This window comes from Clostridium cavendishii DSM 21758 (assembly GCF_900141845.1).
In the GTDB taxonomy this organism is placed as follows: domain Bacteria; phylum Bacillota; class Clostridia; order Clostridiales; family Clostridiaceae; genus Clostridium_AG; species Clostridium_AG cavendishii.
In genome coordinates this window covers 51700-65235 of record NZ_FQZB01000019.1, presented here as the reverse complement: position 1 = coordinate 65235, position 13536 = coordinate 51700, and the positions used below count along the sequence as shown (strand labels likewise).

The 13536-nt window shown below is 28.7% G+C and carries 14 protein-coding genes; 13 read left to right on the top strand and 1 reads right to left on the bottom strand.

Translation table 11 applies throughout. The features are described from left to right. Window positions 1-30: 30 nt before the first annotated feature. The 12 genes from cobT to BUB01_RS19550 all read left to right on the top strand — a co-directional run bounded on the left by cobT (window position 31) and on the right by BUB01_RS19550 (window position 12120). On the top strand, window positions 31-1113 hold the full coding sequence (gene cobT / locus BUB01_RS19605) for a nicotinate-nucleotide--dimethylbenzimidazole phosphoribosyltransferase (protein WP_072992325.1): 1083 nt from the start codon (window positions 31-33) through the stop codon (window positions 1111-1113). Beyond that, window positions 1100-2173, top strand: coding sequence for a pyridoxal phosphate-dependent aminotransferase (locus BUB01_RS19600; RefSeq protein WP_072992322.1), 1074 nt, complete (start codon window positions 1100-1102; stop codon window positions 2171-2173). Before cobT ends, BUB01_RS19600 begins: the two co-directional genes overlap by 14 nt. A 112-nt stretch (window positions 2174-2285) precedes the next feature. Beyond that, window positions 2286-2822, top strand: a complete 537-nt coding sequence (cobU, locus tag BUB01_RS19595) for a bifunctional adenosylcobinamide kinase/adenosylcobinamide-phosphate guanylyltransferase (protein WP_072992320.1) — start codon at window positions 2286-2288, stop codon at window positions 2820-2822. Beyond that, on the top strand, window positions 2822-3574 hold the full coding sequence (gene cobS / locus BUB01_RS19590) for an adenosylcobinamide-GDP ribazoletransferase (protein ID WP_072992317.1): 753 nt from the start codon (window positions 2822-2824) through the stop codon (window positions 3572-3574). The genes cobU and cobS overlap by 1 nt, the downstream gene beginning before the upstream one ends. Window positions 3575-3623: 49 nt before the next feature. Next, window positions 3624-4208 (top strand): alpha-ribazole phosphatase, encoded by a 585-nt coding sequence (cobC, locus tag BUB01_RS19585; protein WP_072992314.1) that lies wholly within the window; start codon window positions 3624-3626, stop codon window positions 4206-4208. A gap of 82 nt (window positions 4209-4290) precedes the next feature. Beyond that, window positions 4291-5769: a cobyric acid synthase gene (locus BUB01_RS19580; RefSeq protein WP_072992311.1), complete on the top strand. Its 1479-nt coding sequence runs from the start codon at window positions 4291-4293 to the stop codon at window positions 5767-5769. Next, window positions 5769-6722, top strand: coding sequence for an adenosylcobinamide-phosphate synthase CbiB (cbiB, locus tag BUB01_RS19575; protein WP_072992307.1), 954 nt, complete (start codon window positions 5769-5771; stop codon window positions 6720-6722). Before BUB01_RS19580 ends, cbiB begins: the two co-directional genes overlap by 1 nt. 116 nt (window positions 6723-6838) lie before the next feature. Next, the gene (locus tag BUB01_RS19570; RefSeq protein ID WP_072992304.1) at window positions 6839-8206 is read left to right on the top strand and encodes a cobyrinic acid a,c-diamide synthase CobB; all 1368 of its coding nucleotides are present in this window, start codon (window positions 6839-6841) and stop codon (window positions 8204-8206) included. A gap of 57 nt (window positions 8207-8263) precedes the next feature. Next, the gene (locus BUB01_RS19565) at window positions 8264-9175 is read left to right on the top strand and encodes an ABC transporter substrate-binding protein (RefSeq protein ID WP_072992301.1); all 912 of its coding nucleotides are present in this window, start codon (window positions 8264-8266) and stop codon (window positions 9173-9175) included. Between the two features lie 199 nt (window positions 9176-9374). After that, the gene (locus tag BUB01_RS19560) at window positions 9375-10373 is read left to right on the top strand and encodes a FecCD family ABC transporter permease (protein WP_072992297.1); all 999 of its coding nucleotides are present in this window, start codon (window positions 9375-9377) and stop codon (window positions 10371-10373) included. 52 nt (window positions 10374-10425) lie between these two features. Continuing rightward, window positions 10426-11187, top strand: a complete 762-nt coding sequence (locus BUB01_RS19555) for an ABC transporter ATP-binding protein (RefSeq protein WP_072992294.1) — start codon at window positions 10426-10428, stop codon at window positions 11185-11187. A 168-nt stretch (window positions 11188-11355) separates the two neighbouring features. Then, window positions 11356-12120, top strand: a complete 765-nt coding sequence (locus BUB01_RS19550; protein ID WP_084109061.1) for a TVP38/TMEM64 family protein — start codon at window positions 11356-11358, stop codon at window positions 12118-12120. 51 nt (window positions 12121-12171) lie between these two features. On the opposite strand, the gene BUB01_RS19545 is transcribed toward BUB01_RS19550, so the two are convergent. Further along, the gene (locus BUB01_RS19545) at window positions 12172-12588 is read right to left on the bottom strand and encodes a VOC family protein (protein ID WP_072992291.1); all 417 of its coding nucleotides are present in this window, start codon (window positions 12586-12588) and stop codon (window positions 12172-12174) included. 234 nt (window positions 12589-12822) lie between these two features. Here BUB01_RS19545 and BUB01_RS19540 point away from each other — a divergent pair, with 234 nt between their 5' ends. Then, complete coding sequence (locus tag BUB01_RS19540; RefSeq protein WP_072992289.1) at window positions 12823-13518, top strand: response regulator transcription factor; 696 nt, start codon at window positions 12823-12825, stop codon at window positions 13516-13518. Window positions 13519-13536 lie beyond the last annotated feature (18 nt).

The following is a 13536-nucleotide window of genomic DNA, read 5'->3' as shown; positions in this document are numbered from 1 at the left end:
AAGAAGTTTAGATCTAACAATGGAGGTAATATGAGCAATTTATTCTTTTTAAATGAAATAAAACCCTTAGATAAAGAAATTATGAGAAAAGCAAAAGAAAGACTTGATAATTTAGCTAAGCCTATTGGAAGTTTAGGTAATCTTGAACAAATGGCTATAAAGCTTTCAGGCATAACAGGACAGATGTATAACAAGTTAGAAAAAAAAGCAGTAGTTATAATGTGTTCTGATAATGGAGTATGTGAAGAGGGGATAGCATCAGCACCACAAATAGTAACCTATACTCAAACTACTAATTTTTCAAGAGGAATTACAGGAGTATGTGTACTTGCTAAGCATGAAGGAGCGGATGTTATAGCTGTAGATGTTGGCGTTAAGGGCATTATAGATTCACCTAGCATTCTTTCTAGAAAAATAAGAATGGGTACTTCAAATATAGCTAAAGGAGAGGCTATGACTAAAGAAGAAGCCATAAAAGCTATAGATATAGGTTTTGATTTAGTTAGAGAACTTAAGGACAAAGGTTATAAGATTTTAGGTACTGGAGAAATGGGAATAGGAAATACTACAACAAGTTCAGCACTTCTTATAGCACTTACAGATTGTGAAATAGATGAAGCTGTAGGGTATGGAGCAGGACTTACTTTAGAGCAATTTAATAAAAAGAAAGAAGTTATTAAAAGAAGTATAGCTATAAATAAGCCAGATAAAAATGATCCGATTGATGTATTACATAAGCTAGGAGGCTTTGATATAGCAGCGCTTGTAGGAATGTATTTAGGAGCAGCATATTATAGAATGCCAATAGTTGTAGATGGTTTTATATCAGTAGTTGCAGCTTTAATTGCTTATAGATTAAATTCTTTAGCTAGGGAGTTTATGTTTCCATCTCATGTATCAAAAGAAAATGGATATAATATAGCAATTGATGAGCTTAATTTAAGACCAATATTAAATTTAGATATGAGATTAGGTGAAGGGTCGGGATGCCCATTAGCTTTTAATATAATAGAAGCAGCGACGGCTGTTATTAATAATATGGCAACCTTTGAAGAGGCTAAGGTTGATGTAGAAAATTATAAAGATTTTTGGAGGAATGATGAAGATTTCTAAGCATGGTGGGGATATATATACAGAAGGTTTATTAAAAGAAAGAGCATTAATAGATTACAGTTCCAATATAAATCCTTTTGGAATACCAGAAAGCTTTAAAAATAACATAAATGATATTTTAAATCTTACAGTTAGGTATCCAGATTATAAATATAGAAAACTTAAACAAAGCATAATAGATTATCACTTCAAATATGAAAAAGTTACATTGGAAGAAGATGAATTACTTTTAGGTAATGGAGCATCAGAAGTATTAGAAATATTTATAAGATCTATAAACAAGTTATTAATAGTAGTTCCTTCATTTATTGAATATGAAGAATTAGGTCATAAATGGTGCCAAAGTGTAGAATATTCTTTTCTAAATGATAATTTTGAATATGGGTATGATGATATATTAGAAAAATTTAAAAATTGTAATGGTATGATACTAGGAAATCCTAATAATCCAGTAGGAAATAGGATTGATATAGATAGATTTAAAGAGATATTAGACTATGCAGAAGCTAATAATAAATCAGTAATAGTTGATGAGGCTTTTGTAGAGTTTATGGGTGAAAACAAGAGCTTAACTAAGCTTATAAAAACTTATAAATCACTTTTTATAGTAAGAGCAATAACAAAGTTCTTTGGAATGCCAGGTGTTAGATTTGGTTATGGAATAAGTTCTAATAAAAACATGATTAAGCTTATGTGTGAGAGCCAAAACCCATGGAATGTAAATACTTTTGGAGAGCATGCAGCTATATGCTCATTTAATGATGAAAAATATATAGCTAAAACTAAAAAATGGATAAATGAAGAGTTGATATTCTTTAAAGATAAGTTAAGTACTCTTAGTTTTGTAGAAGAAGTTTATGAAACTAATTGTAATTTTATACTTGTAAAACTTAAAGGTGTAACAGGTACCGATCTTTATGAAGAATGCTTAAAGCAAGGATATGTTATAAGGAAGGCTTCTAATTTTAGAGGCTTAGATGATACTTATGTTAGGTTTGCTATTAAGGATAGAAGAAATAATGAGTTGTTTTTAAAAGCTATAAATAATATTAAACTATAAAGATTAGACAATTAAAAGGTTGCTTGCCTTGAGTTTTTATGGGGATTGTGATTAATAGAAAAACAGTGTTTTAATATATATCAAAATATTAATAGATTGGAGTGAAACTTAGATGATACTTGTTACAGGTGGAGCTAGAAGTGGAAAATCAAGCTTTGGAGAAAGTTTGTTAAAAGACAAAGATAATGTTTTATATATAGCGACATCTATTCCTTTTGATGATGAAATGAAGAGTAGGGTGAAAAAGCATCAAGAAGATAGACCTAGTAGTTGGGATACTTTAGAGGAATATAAAGACTTAGGAGCAAAAATATCTAAGCGTGATAAGAAGTATGATGGAATTATCCTAGAATGTATAACCATAATGATTTCTAATTTAATGCTTGAAAATTTTGATGAAGAAAGAGAAATTGATTATGTAACGTTAGAAAAAGATATTATGAAGGAAATGAAATCACTTGTGGAAGAGCTTAAGAAGGTTAATAGCAAAGTAGTATTAATAACAAACGAAGTAGGGGCTGGTATAGTTCCAGAAAATAGACTTGCTAGGGAGTTTAGAGATATAGCTGGAAGAGTAAATCAATACTTAGCAAGAGAAAGTGAAGAAGTATATTTGGTGGTTTCAGGTATAGGAGTGAAGATTAAATAATGAAAAATTTTATTTTGTTACTTCAGTTTTTAACTAGAATACCAATAAACATAAACTTAGAAGTTAATAGAGAAGATTTTGCTGATGCAGTAAAGTATTTTCCATTGGTTGGATTTGTTATAGGCGTAATTGATTTATGTACTATTTATCTATTCTCTAAGATATTTAGTGCGCAAGTTTCAGCAGTACTTTTAATTATAGTTCATACTGTTATTACAGGAGGTCTTCATTTAGATGGACTTGGTGATACGGTAGATGGGATATATTCAGGTAGAAGTAAAGAAAGAGTTCTAGAGATAATGAAAGACAGTAGAAGTGGAACTTTTGGAGTTATTGCGCTTATTGTAATTTTAATGCTTAAATTTTCGTGTGTAGCTAGTTTAAGTAATTATAGTATGTATAGAGCAATACTTCTTTCACCTATAATAGCGAGGTCAGTAGTTACTATTCTTATGTATAAAAGACGTTATGCAAGAGAACATGAAGGCTTAGGAGATTTGTTTATAGGAAAGATTTCAAAAAGAACCTTTTTTATAGCACTTATATTAGGTTTTATAAGTAGCGCCTTGATAGGTGAAGTTAGGGGCCTTATAGCTTATTTTGTAGCTTTATTATTTGCTATAGGCTTTAGAAATTATATAGAGAAAAAAATAGATGGAATAACTGGAGATATTTTAGGGGCCAGTATAGAACTAAATGAAGCTATAGTTTTATTATGCTTTGTAGCAAATTTAAATATATTAAACTTTTAAAGTGATTTATCAGTTTTAAGAATATGAGTTGGTAGAATAGGAGTTTATTATGAAGTTAATTCTTATTAGACATGGAGAAACTAAAGGAAATGAAGATGGTATTTATCAAGGAAGAATTGACTTAAGCTTAAGTGAAAGAGGTAAAGATCAGTGCATAGAGGTGAAAGAAAAGCTAAAAAACATAAAAGTAGATAAGGTCTATGTTTCACCATTAAAGAGAGCTAAAGAAAGTGCAGAGATTATCTTTGATAAAGAGAATAGAGAATATATAGAAGAACTGAGAGAAATAGATTTTGGCTTATGGGAAGGCTTAAATTATAAAAAGATATCAGAAAGTTATAGTGAAGAATATAGTAAGTTTTTAAATAGTTATAAGGACTTTATATTTCCTAAAGGAGAAGGATTTAATTCATTTTATTTAAGGGTATCTAAAGTAATTAAAATTATTTATGAAAAGTCAAAGTCAGAAGAAACAGTAGCTATAGTGGCTCATGGAGGAACTATAAGAGCTATAATTTGTGAATTGTTAAAAATGGATATAGATGGCTTTTATAATATAAATGTTTATCATGGGTGTTATAGTTTACTTTCAGTATACGATGATATGGCTATAGTTGAGGAAATAAACAAGTAAGAAATTTTAGAATATTATGTCTGATAAGGTTGTTTCGTATGTTTCTGGATAATAACGAATAACGGGAAGAGGTGAGATTTAGATGAAAGCTAAAAGTATAATGCTACAAGGAACAGGCTCAACTGTTGGGAAAAGTATATTATGCGTTGCTTTATGTAAGATATTTGCTGAAAAAGGTTTAAAAGTTACACCTTTTAAGTCTCAAAACATGTCTTTAAACTCAGGAGTAACTCCAGAAGGGGAAGAGATGGGGAGAGCTCAAGTAATGCAGGCGGAAGCTGCTGGAGTAGCTCCTTCGGCTAAAATGAATCCAATATTACTTAAGCCTACTTCAGATAGAGCTTCTCAGATTGTACTTCTAGGAAAGGTTTGGAATACATTAGATGCAGTAAATTACTTTGATATTAAGAAAGAATTAAAGTCAACTGTTGAAGGTGTTTATAGAGATATTGAAAAGGAAAGTGAAGTAATAGTAATTGAAGGTGCTGGAAGTCCTGCTGAAATAAACTTAAGTGATGAGTTTGTAAATATGGGAATGGCAAAAATAGCTAAAAGTCCAGTAATCTTAGTTGGAGATATAGATAAAGGTGGAGTTTTTGCATCACTTTATGGAACGGTAATGCTTTTGCCAGAAGATGAGAGAAAACTTATAAAAGGTTTTATTATAAATAAGTTTAGAGGAAGTATTGAACTTTTAGAGCCAGGTCTTAAACAAATTGAAGATTTAACTGGAATACCAGTTTTGGGGGTTGTACCTTATTTTAATCTTGAACTTGAGGATGAAGATAGCGTTGTAGATTTTAATAAATTTACTAAAGAAGGAGCTTTAAAGGTAGGAGTTATAAAGCTTCCTTATATGTCTAACTTTACTGATTTTAATTCTCTAGCTTTAAATAAAGGTGTAAGTTTAAGCTTTATTGACCTTAATGAAAGTTTAGAAGATTATCATTTAATAATTCTACCAGGAAGTAAAAGCACTTTAGGAGATTTAAAGGCTTTAAAAGAAAGTGGTATGGATGAGAAAATCAAAAAGGCAGCTAAAGGTGGAAAGTTCGTATTTGGAATCTGTGGAGGATATCAAATACTAGGTAAAACAATAATAGATAAAGCTGGAGTTGAAACTAGTTTAAAAGAAGATGCAGGGTTAGGTCTTTTAGATATTGAAACAGAATTTATTAATGAAAAAGAAACAGTTATTTCTAAGGGAAGAGAAAGCCTTTTTAATACTGAAGTTACAGGCTATGAAATCCATATGGGAAGAACTAAGGTAAATAAGAATAGTAGACATTTCATTAGTCAAGACAAGGAGGAAGCTAATATAGATGGTAATGTAGATAGTGAGGGAAGAATAATAGGAACTTATTATCATGGAATCTTTGATAATGGAGAATTTACTTTAAGATATCTAAATATGATAAGAGAAAAGTTTAATATTCCATTAGAAACAGAGATTATAAATTATTTAGAGCATAAAAATGAAGAATACCATAAGCTTGCAGATATAGTAAGAGAATCTTTAGATATGGAAAAAATACATAAGATAATGGAGGAAGGCGTTTAATGTATTCTATTTATATAATAGATATTTTACTTGCATTCTTATTAGATTGTATTTTAGGAGATCCTTATAATTTTCCTCATCCAGTAAGATTTATAGGTAAATTTATAAGATTTTTTGAAAAACAAATAAGAAAAAAAGAAAGAAGTAAGAAAGCACTTAGATATTTTTATGGACCATTATTAGGGATAACTACTGTCTTAGCAACTTTTTTTATAGTGTATTTTTTATTAAAGCTAGCTTTTAGTATTAACATTTATTTATATCACTTTTTAAATGTAATAATTTTATGGACTTCAATAGCGCCTCGTTGTTTAGCAAATGAAGGCTATAAGGTATATAAGGCGTTAAAGGATGAGGATGTAGATTTAGCTAGAGAAAGAGTTTCCTATCTTGTATCTAGGGATACTAAAAGTTTAGATGAAGAGGGAATAACAAGGGCTACAGTAGAAACTATATTAGAAAATGTATCCGATGGAATAATAGCACCTATGTTTTTTATTTTTATATTTGGAGCACCTTTAGCGTTAGTTTATAAGGCTATAAATACATTAGATTCAATGGTTGGATATAAGAACGAAAAGTATGAAGACTTAGGATTTTTCTCAGCGAAGTTAGATGATTTAGTTAATTTTATACCAGCAAGATTATCAGGTTTATTAATAAGTGTAGCTTCATTATTATTGGGATTTAACTTTAGAAATTCTTTTAAGGTATTTTTTAGAGATAGGTTAAAGCATAAAAGTCCAAACTCAGCACATCCAGAAGCTGCTGGAGCTGGAGCTTTAAATATAAGACTGGGTGGACCAAATTACTATTTTGGAAAGATAGTTGAAAAACCTTATATTGGAGATGAAATAGAAAAGGTAAATTTTAAACATATTCTATCTTCCATAAAGTTACTTTATGGTTCAACTATTTTAATGTTATTAATTGGAGTAATAGTATATTTGTAAAAAGTTGAGAGGTTTGATTTAGTAATTTAGAGCTTAAATGTAGAAGCTTAAAAAATTAAATAAAATAATTTTCATATTAGGATTTGCCACTTTGAGCTGAAAAGGAGATTAATTTTATGAAAAAGGTAGTAATAGCGGGAACAAGTAGTGGTGTTGGAAAAACAACACTTTCTATAGGACTTATGAGAGCTATTAAAAATAGAAATTTAAAAGTTCAACCATTTAAGATTGGACCTGATTATATAGATACTGCTTATCATAGTTTTGCAGCTAATAGAAAGTCTAGAAATCTTGATTCATATATGTTAACGGAAGAGAAGATAAAATATTTATTTAACAAAAACAGTAAAAATTCAGATATTTCAATAGTTGAAGGGGTTATGGGGCTTTATGATGGATATGGTACAGATATAGATAGTCATAGTACATCTTATATGTCTAAGTTACTTAAAGCACCTGTAATTCTTGTTATAGATGGCAGTAATATGAGTTCTTCAGCTGCAGCTCTAGTACTTGGATATAAAAGTATAGATGAAGATGTAAATCTTAAAGGCGTAATTGTTAATAAGCTTTCATCAGAATCTCACTTTAATTTAATTAAGGAATCAGTAGAAAAATATACTGGAGTTAAGGTACTTGGCTATATGCCCAAAAATCTTGATTTTTCAATAGAAAGTAGGCATTTGGGATTAATTCAAGCTTTAGAGATGCAAGATCTGGATAGTAAATTAGATAGTTTAGCAAATGAATTAGAAAAATACATAGATATAGATGAAGTTGTTAAAATTTCAGAAAGTGAAGAATTAAAATCAACTTTTGAAGTTAATCTTAAAAGTTATGAAGGAATAACTTTAGGAGTAGCTTATGATAAAGCTTTTAACTTCTATTATGAAGATAATATAGATTTACTTGAGGAATTAGGTGTTAATGTAGTTAAGTTCAGTCCTTTAAAAGATAGCCAGATTCCAAACTGTGATGCACTTTACATAGGTGGAGGTTATCCAGAGGTTTTCGCAAATGACTTAGAAAAAAATATAAGCATGAGAGAATCTATAAAAAAAGCTTACGAACAAGGAATGCCTATATATGCTGAATGCGGTGGACTTATGTATCTAGGAGAAGCCATAGAAGATTTAAATGGAAATATATATGAAATGACTAAAGTTTTAGCAGGTAAAAGTAAAATGACAAAAAACTTACAAAGCTTTGGATATTGTGTAGGCATAGCTAAAGAAGATAATCTTATAGCTAAAAAAGATAATAGAATTTTAGGTCATGAGTTTCATCACTCAAAGTTTATATCAAATGAAAAAAGTGTTTACTATATGAAAAAAGAAAATCTTCAAGGAGAAGAGATAAAATCTTGGAATGGTGGATATTCAAAAGGAAATGTATTAGCAAGTTATTTACACATTCATTTTTATAATAATTTAGATGTTGTAAGTAATTTTTTAGACAAAACATATGAAAAAATAAGATATTAGAATCTACATTATGTAGTTTTAAGATATAAAGTAAAAAAATGAAAGGATGATTTAGTTATGAAAAAAACTAAAAGATTGTCATTAATTCTTATAGCAATTTTATTTACATTTACTTTAATGGCATGTACAAAAAAAGAAGATAAAACAGAGGCAAAAAAAGGAATAAAAATTACAGATTCTTATAATAGAGAAGTTTCTCTTGAAAAGGCACCAGAAAGAATAATAAGTGTATCACCAGGAGCTACTGAAACATTATTTGCTTTAGGTAAAGAAAAGACTTTAGTTGGAAGAAGCGACTTTGATGATTATCCAAAAGAAGCTTTAAAAGTAGAATCAGTTGGTAAAATAACTGAACCAAATATTGAAAAAATAACAACGCTTAAACCAGACTTACTTATAGCAGGAGCACATTTTCCTAAAGAAACAGTTAAAAAGATTGAAGATTTAGGAATTAAGGTAGCAGTTCTTTATGGAGCTGAGGACTTTGATGGAGCATACAAAAATATAACTGATATTGCTACACTAGTAGATGCTAAAGACAAGGGCGAAAAAATAGTTAACGATATGAAGAAAAAAGTTTCAGATGTTGAAGCTAAGGTTAAGAATTCAAATAAAGTCAAAATGTACTATGTGGTTGGTTTTGGTAAACAAGACTTTACAGCAGGAGGAGATACCTTCATAGGGAAAATTATAGAAAAAGCTGGTGGAGACAATATAGCAAAAGATGTTAAAGGATGGAATTATTCATTCGAAAAAATAGTTGAAAATAATCCTGATATGATAGTAGTATCAGATAAATTTGATACTAAGAAAAACTTAATGTCAGCAGATAAATATAAAGATTTATCTGCAGTAAAGGCTGGTAAAGTAGCTGAAATAGATGACAACATGTTATCTAGACAAGGTCCAAGACAAGCGGATGGTTTAGAAGCATTAGCAAAAATACTTCATCCAGAAGCATTTAAATAAGATTTAGTAAAAAAATAGTTTGAAAAGTTTATATGTATACTCAATCTACTATTTTTTAGAGTCAAAGGATATAAATAAGAGATAATAGACTGGTAAAGTAGCCTATTATCTCTTATAATATGTTTAAACATAAGGAGTGTTTAGTAATTATTAACAAGGGAGTGCTGCTTTGTTAATGATTATTAATTAGGAGAAATATATGAAGAAAAAAAAGTTTTTTATTTTATTACTAATAAGTATATTAGTAGTTTCAGTATTTTCAATAACTGTTGGTGCAGCAAATATATCATCAATAGATGTTTTTAAATTAATAGGAGCAAAAATATTTTCATTGAATTATGATTCTGTATATGAAAAAATAATATTTGATATAAGGCTTCCAAGGATAATTTTAGCTGGATTTGTGGGACTAGGGCTTTCGGTTACTGGAGCAACATTTCAAGGGATTTTTAAGAATCCTATGGCAGACCCATATGTTCTTGGAATATCATCTGGAGCAGCACTTGGAGCAACTATTTCAATAATATTTAGGTTTGATGCAAGAGGTGATATATTTACTAGTGGATTTGCTTTTGTAGGTGCAATCTTAACTATTTTTATTGTTTATAATATTGCAAGAGTTGGTAATAAGATTCCTACAACTACATTGTTATTAGCAGGTATAGCACTAAATTTTCTTATGTCTTCATTAATATCAATTTCAATGATACTTAAAAGAGAGGCTATGGAAAGGATAATTTATTGGACTATGGGTAGTTTTAATACGGCATCATATAAAGAAATAATGATAGTAGCACCAATTATTATAGTTATAGTAGGTATATATTATTATAATTATAGGGCATTAAATATAATATCAATGGGAGATGAAGCAAGCTATACATTAGGTGTAGATGCAGAGAAAATAAAGAAAAGACTTATAATATTAAGTTCTATAATGATAGCTGTAATAGTCTCAGTAAGTGGGATAATAGGTTTTGTTGGACTTATAGTTCCGCATATAGCAAGAATTATTGTAGGTGCTAATCATAGGGAAGTAATACCATTTTCAGCTGTAATTGGCGCATTATTTCTAATAATTTGTGATACTATAGCGAGAGGTATTATGCCACCTACAGAACTTCCAGTTGGAGCTGTAACAAGTCTTTTTGGAGCGCCTTATTTTATATATTTATTGTGGAAAAAGAAAAAATCTTAACATATTAGTGGTTATTAATAAATATAGTATAAGTAAATATTAGGGAGGAACTATGGGATTTATAGATATTAGGAATCTCAATTATGGACACAAACATAATAAAATTTTACAAAACATAAATATAAATTTTAATAAAGGAAAGTTTTATGCTATAGTTGGACCTAATGGTAGTGGAAAGAGTACACTTTTAAAAAATATTATAAAAGCACTAGAGCCTACATTGGGTGAGATATTACTTGAAGGTAAAAATATAAGTGCATTAGATGCAAAGTATATGGCTAGTAAAATAAGTTATGTACCTCAAAATACATATATTGAACTTGAATTTACTTGCTTAGATGTGGTTATGATGGGAAATAGTCATAGGCTTAGAGTTTTTCAAAATGAAAGTAAAGAGCAGATAGCTTCCGCCTATGAAGCTATGAAAAAATTAGAGGTTTATAATCTTAAGGATAAATTAGTAACAGAAATTAGTGGAGGGGAGAGGCAAAGGGTTATATTAGCTAGGGCTATTGCACAAGATGCAAGTTGTATAATACTTGATGAACCTATTTCACATTTGGACATAAAATATCAAATTATTGTATTGAAAGAACTTCAAGAATTAAAGAAGAATGGAAAAACTATAATAAGTGTTCTTCATGATTTAAATTTTACATTAGATTATGCTGATAATGTAATACTTATGAAAAATGGTTGTATTTATGATTTTGGAGAGGCAATTGATGTTATAACTTCTGGAAATTTAAAGGCTGTATATGATGTGGATGGAGAAATTATTAAATTAAATAATAAAAGTCAAATAGTTTTTTAAAATTTTTATTGAATAAATGATTCATATTTTATATAATGAATTAATGACTAAATAATTAAGAAAATATGTCAAATTAATTAAGGAAAATTTAAGAATTCTACTAGGATAAATTTAAGAAGTTTTTGATACAATTAGAATTGTGGCAAAGATTAGTAGAAGGGTGATGTAATGGGGCAAAATAAAAATTATAGTATATCGACAAGTATAAATAAATTTTTTGAAAATATAAAAGTTAATGAAGCGTTTATCTTTATAAATAAAAATAAAATGAAAATAATTACAGTATTTAGTATAATTGCCACTGTAATAATAACTTACTTAGTTAGACAAAATATAGAACATTTGAAAATGCTTATGGAGAATAAAAATGAGCTCAAAGAATTCCTTTTAAGTAAGGGGATTTGGGGCATGGTTATGGTTTTAGTTTTTCAAATTTGTCAGGTTATAATATTTTTTGTACCAGGAGAGGTTTTTCAAACTACAGCAGGATATGCTTATGGAACTTTTCTTGGAAGTATACTTTGTATAGTTGGTATGGACATAGGTGGAGCTATGCTGTTTATAGCTACTAAAAAATATGGGCATGGATTAGTTAATAGATTTTTACCTAAAAAGGCTGTAGATTATTTTAATAAATTACTACAATCAGATAACATAAATCTTATAGTATTTCTTCTTTATATAATACCAGGTATACCAAAGGATGGATCTATACTTGTATGTGGTTTATCTAAAATAGAAATTAAAGAGTTCTTAATATATTCAACAATAGGTAGACTTCCAGCTGTTATATTATCATGTTACTACGGAGCAAATATAGCAGAAGGAAATAGAGAAATGCTTATAATATTAACAACTATAATAGTAGTTATAGTATTAGGATCTTATTTTCTTAAGGAGTTTATTTATAAAAAACTTGAAAGTGTTAAATAATTTATATATAAAAGAGATTATCGAATTTTTCGATAATCTCTTTTTATATATTTATGAATGGTTATTTTTACAACAGTGTTCAGAATAATTTAAAGCCCAAAGTGCGCCAAATTTATCGCGAAGTACTGCATGAAAATCACCTAAAAAGTTTTTTTGAAGCTCAAAAAATATAGTAGCATCTTCTCTTAGTTCATTATAAATTCTATTAAGTTCATCTTCACTTTCAAGTTCAAGAATCACAGAAGGATTAGGTCCTGTTGTATTTTCGGTAAGCATATCTATAAAGTACATTATGCAATGATTATTTATATGAAGTTCAGAATGAACAATCTTACCTTCAAGGCCCTTAAAATTAGGATTATTATCACCAAATTGAATGTTTTTTATTTCAGCACAAAAAATATTCTTATAATAATCAAGGGCGGCGCTACAATCTCTAACCGCTATGTTTGGTATTATATGTTTCATAAAAAAATCTCCTTTAAATATATTAATATTTTTATTAGTTTAATATAAATCTCAGGTATTTTACATTATATATGTTACAATTTTAAATTTACATTTATATTTATATTAAACATAAAATAAGTTAATATTAAATTTATATAACTCCACATTTCTATATAATTTACATAATAAATAATATTTATTCTCTTTAAATTTTGATATAATAGAATAGAAATCTTTTAAATTGGAGGGACTATGAGCAAGATTTTATTAATAGAAGATGATGAAGCATTAGCATTAGGTATAGAATATTCATTAGTTGATGAAGGATATGAGGTTTTTAGAGAGGGAACCTGTGAAGGTGCTAAGAGGTGCTTTGATGGGCAAAATTTTGATTTAGTTCTTTTAGATATAAATTTGCCTGATGGAAATGGTTATGATGTTTGTAAATATATAAAAGGTAAGAGTGAGGTTCCGGTAATATTTTTAACTGCTTTGGATGAAGAGGTTAATATAGTACTTGGACTTGATATGGGTGGAGATGATTATATAACTAAGCCTTTTAGGGTAAAAGAACTTTTATCTAGAATAAGAGCAGTACTTAGGAGGTCGAAGAAAAGTGTTTCTGATAGTAATTTAGTAAAGAGTGGAGATGTTGAAATAAACACAGCTACTGCGGAGATTAACATAAATAATAAAAGGATAAGTTTAACAGCTCAAGAGTATAAACTTTTATTAATTTTTATGAATAATGCAACTGAAGTATTATCTAAGGAACGTTTGTTAAATGAGATTTTTGAAGGGGAAGGAGCTTACGTAGACGAGAATACATTATCAGTTTATGTTAAGAGACTTAGGGAAAAATTAGAGGAAGATACATCAAATCCTAAATATATAACAACTAAAAGAGGGCTTGGCTATAGTTGGGCTATACCAGTACAAAAACTATAACAGTATTAAAGAGAGGTA

Excerpts from the sequence above, each read along its gene's own strand:
- cbiB (WP_072992307.1), top strand. The coding sequence starts at position 5,769 with ATGTATTCTATTTATATAATAGATATTTTACTTGCATTCTTATTAGAT.
- BUB01_RS19560 (WP_072992297.1), top strand. The coding sequence starts at position 9,375 with ATGAAGAAAAAAAAGTTTTTTATTTTATTACTAATAAGTATATTAGTA.
- BUB01_RS19565 (WP_072992301.1), top strand. The coding sequence starts at position 8,264 with ATGAAAAAAACTAAAAGATTGTCATTAATTCTTATAGCAATTTTATTT.
- BUB01_RS19570 (WP_072992304.1), top strand. The coding sequence starts at position 6,839 with ATGAAAAAGGTAGTAATAGCGGGAACAAGTAGTGGTGTTGGAAAAACA.
- BUB01_RS19550 (WP_084109061.1), top strand. The coding sequence starts at position 11,356 with ATGGGGCAAAATAAAAATTATAGTATATCGACAAGTATAAATAAATTT.
- BUB01_RS19600 (WP_072992322.1), top strand. The coding sequence starts at position 1,100 with ATGAAGATTTCTAAGCATGGTGGGGATATATATACAGAAGGTTTATTA.
- cobU (WP_072992320.1), top strand. The coding sequence starts at position 2,286 with ATGATACTTGTTACAGGTGGAGCTAGAAGTGGAAAATCAAGCTTTGGA.
- BUB01_RS19540 (WP_072992289.1), top strand. The coding sequence starts at position 12,823 with ATGAGCAAGATTTTATTAATAGAAGATGATGAAGCATTAGCATTAGGT.
- BUB01_RS19580 (WP_072992311.1), top strand. The coding sequence starts at position 4,291 with ATGAAAGCTAAAAGTATAATGCTACAAGGAACAGGCTCAACTGTTGGG.
- cobS (WP_072992317.1), top strand. The coding sequence starts at position 2,822 with ATGAAAAATTTTATTTTGTTACTTCAGTTTTTAACTAGAATACCAATA.
- BUB01_RS19555 (WP_072992294.1), top strand. The coding sequence starts at position 10,426 with ATGGGATTTATAGATATTAGGAATCTCAATTATGGACACAAACATAAT.
- cobT (WP_072992325.1), top strand. The coding sequence starts at position 31 with ATGAGCAATTTATTCTTTTTAAATGAAATAAAACCCTTAGATAAAGAA.
- BUB01_RS19545 (WP_072992291.1), bottom strand. The coding sequence starts at position 12,588 with ATGAAACATATAATACCAAACATAGCGGTTAGAGATTGTAGCGCCGCC.
- cobC (WP_072992314.1), top strand. The coding sequence starts at position 3,624 with ATGAAGTTAATTCTTATTAGACATGGAGAAACTAAAGGAAATGAAGAT.